2 protein-coding genes are annotated in these 2950 nt (G+C 73.4%); one reads left to right on the top strand and one right to left on the bottom strand.

Annotation, left to right across the window (positions count from 1 at the left end):
* Positions 1–2012 (bottom strand): ABC transporter permease (locus MXD58_RS24170; protein WP_250609990.1); only part of this gene is annotated, 2012 nt, incomplete at its 3' end.
* Between the two features lie 361 nt (positions 2013–2373).
* Between MXD58_RS24170 and MXD58_RS24165 the strand changes: the two genes are divergently transcribed.
* A partial coding sequence (locus tag MXD58_RS24165; protein ID WP_250609989.1) for a TerD family protein occupies positions 2374–2950 on the top strand: 577 nt, incomplete at its 3' end.

Raw genomic sequence — 2950 nt, 5'->3', positions numbered from 1 at the left:
GCGGGACCGCCGCCACCCCGCACCCCGCCGTTCGCCAGCGCCGTCCCGTTCGCCGCCGCCGTCCCGTTCGCCGCCGCCGTCCCGTTCACCAGTGCCGTCCCGTTCACCGCCGCCGTGGCAGCGGCGAGGCCGAGCAGGCCGGCGACGGCCGCGGCGACCAGTCGCAGCAGCACTCCGAGCCGGCCGAGCCACTCTCCGGCGGTGGCGCCGAGTCGGGTGCTCAGCGCGCCGGCGGCCATCGTCGCGCCGGCGAACGCGCCGCTGACCCAGCCGACGCCGCCGACCACCGCGTAGGCGATGAGCAGGATCGAGGAGAACGGCGAGAACGTCCCGTCGCCGTAGTCGATGTTGCCGCGGCCGCCGTAAAGGTAGAAGACGTAGAGCACGCCGCCGAAGCCGGCGATGGCCGCCGACAGCGCGAACGCGTACAGCTTCGCGCCGACGACGCTGATGCCCAGCGCCGCGGCGGCCCGCTCGTTGGTCCGCACCGCGATGAGCCGGCGCCCGGCGCGGCCGCGGCGCAGGTTCGCCACGGCGAGCGCGACGAGGACGAAGGCCAGCACGGAGACGGTGGCGAAGCCCCGCGGGTCGGTGACGGGGTCCATCGCGACGCCGAGGAAATGCTGCCGACCGACGACCGTGCCCTCCGGGGAGGCCAGGTCCCCGAACAGCGTCCCGAGCGAGCCGGCGCTGGCCGGCGGCGGCGAGTGGTAGCCACGCTGGAACAGCAGCGCGTCGACGGCGGCGCCGAGACCGAGGGTGACGACGGCGAGCTGCAGCCCGCGGGTCCGCAAGGCGGGCAGCGCGAACAGCAGCCCGACGACGGCGGTGCCGGCGACACCGAGCACCATCGCGGCCTCCAGCGGCCAGCCGTGCGCGGCGACGAGCCGGCCGGCGATCAGCGCGGCGATCCCGGAGAAGGCGAGCTGCGCCAGGGAGAGCTGGCCGGTGAACCCGACCAGCACCACCACCGACAGGATGATCAGCGCCCAGAGCGCGTTGGCGTCGAGCGCGTCGACCCAGTCTTTCGGCAGCACCCACCAGATCGCCGCCAGCGCCGCCGCGACGGAGACGGCCAGCGCGCGGGGATGCACCTGGCCGGAACCGAGAACGGGATGACGCTCGGAGACATGTCCGCGTTCGGGCAGGCCACGGCCGCGGATCGCCAGGTAGAACACGATGACCGCGAGCGGCACGGCCCGGTCGATCCCGCGCCAGAACGGATGGTGGGCGACGAGCTCGTACTGCGTCTCCACCTCGATGACGCCGAGGACGAGTCCGCCGAGCAGCACCCCGGGCAGCGAGTGGAACCGCGCGACCAGCGCCACCGCCAGCCCGGGAACGATGAGCAGCAGCAGGTTCGCCGCGGACAGCGGGTTCTGCAGCGGGGCGAGCAGCACACCGCCGAGGCCGGCGAGCCCGGCGCCGGCGCCCCAGGCGGTGGCGGCCACCGTGTCGACGGACCAGCCGAACGTCTGCGCCGCGCGCGGGTTCTCGGTCGCCGCCGTCGCGGCCAGCCCCAGGGTGGTCAGGCGCAGCACCGCCCACAGCGCGGCGACCAGCACGGCGACGGCACCGAGGCGGACGAACACGTCGATGCCGACGGGTTCGCCGAACAGCTCGACGGTGCCGGTCGGCAGCACTGTCGGGGAGGTCCGGACCGCACCGGCGAACATCAGCGTCAGCGCCGACTGGAGGATGATCAGCAGCCCGAGGGTGGCCATCAGCCGCAGCAGCGCGGTGGCCTCCCGCAGCGGGCGCATCACCAGGAAGTGGAACAGCACCCCGATCGCGACGGTCGACGCGACCGCGAGGACCGCCGCGGGTCCGAGCGGCAGACCCCAGGGCCCGTGCAGGCCATGGAAGGCGTAGGCCGACCAGGCCACCATCGCGCCCTGGGCCATGTTGAGCACCCCGGCGCCCCGCGCGATCACCACGACACCCGCGGCGACCAGCGCGTACAGGGCGCCTGATCCGAGACTGAGCAGGGCGAAGCCCATGACGTCGTTCACGGCTTGTCCATCCTGCTTCCGGCGCCGCCCTCTGATGGCGCCCGCGTGCTTCCCCGTATCGGTCCCCTGGCGACCACTGGCACTCCCAAGCGGACCTGTGCGGCCAGGGCCCTCATGGCGACCCGGTTACCGCATCCGTTGATCACGGCAACCGACGCGACGGTAAGGCCGCCGCCTCCGGCTCGACAAGCAAACAACCCACAACTGCACTACGGGTAGTGAATCACCCGGCCCACGAACTCAACCGTTCAGCCATGGTGATGTCGCCCCTCACCCGGTACACCTAGAAAGGACGGACACGTCGCTGACGTGCCCCGCACCACCACCAGCCCGCACCGACGACAGCAACGGGAGTGGGATAGTGACAGAGCTGGTGCCCGGCGCCAACGCGCCCCTGCCCGGAGGACCGCTCCAGGTCCGTCTCGCCGGGCCGTTCGACCTGTGCGCGCTGATCGTCTCGGCGCACGGGAAGGTCGACGGGGACGACGATTTCGTCTTCTACAACCAGCCGCGTACCGCCGGGGTCACTCTGGGTGGCCGGGAGGTGACCATCATCCCGAGTGCGCTGCGACAGGGCGCCGAGCGGGTGGTGATCGCGGCCGGCCCGGAGGACGGCACGACGCCGTTCGGGCAGCTGCCGGCGCCTGTCGTCACCCTGCACAACGAGCGGGGCAACGTCCTGGCCCACTTCGCCCCGCCGCCACTGACCAGCGAGACCGTGCTCACGCTGGTCGAGATCTACCGCCGCGGACCCGGCTGGAAGGTCCGCGCCGTCGGGCAGGGCTACGCCGACGGCCTGGCCGGGCTGGCCCGTGACTACGGCGTGGTCGTCGACGACGACGATCACGCCGGACCGTCGCACGCGCCGAAAGCACCGCCGGGCAAATCCTCCCCGCGCGCCGCCACCCCGCCCGCCGCCACCCCGCCCGCGGCCACCC

The organism is Frankia sp. AgKG'84/4, assembly GCF_023242965.2.
GTDB lineage: Bacteria > Actinomycetota > Actinomycetes > Frankiales > Frankiaceae > Frankia.
The sequence above is the reverse complement of the archived record's forward strand: the minus strand, read 5'-3'. Positions and strand labels throughout refer to the sequence as shown.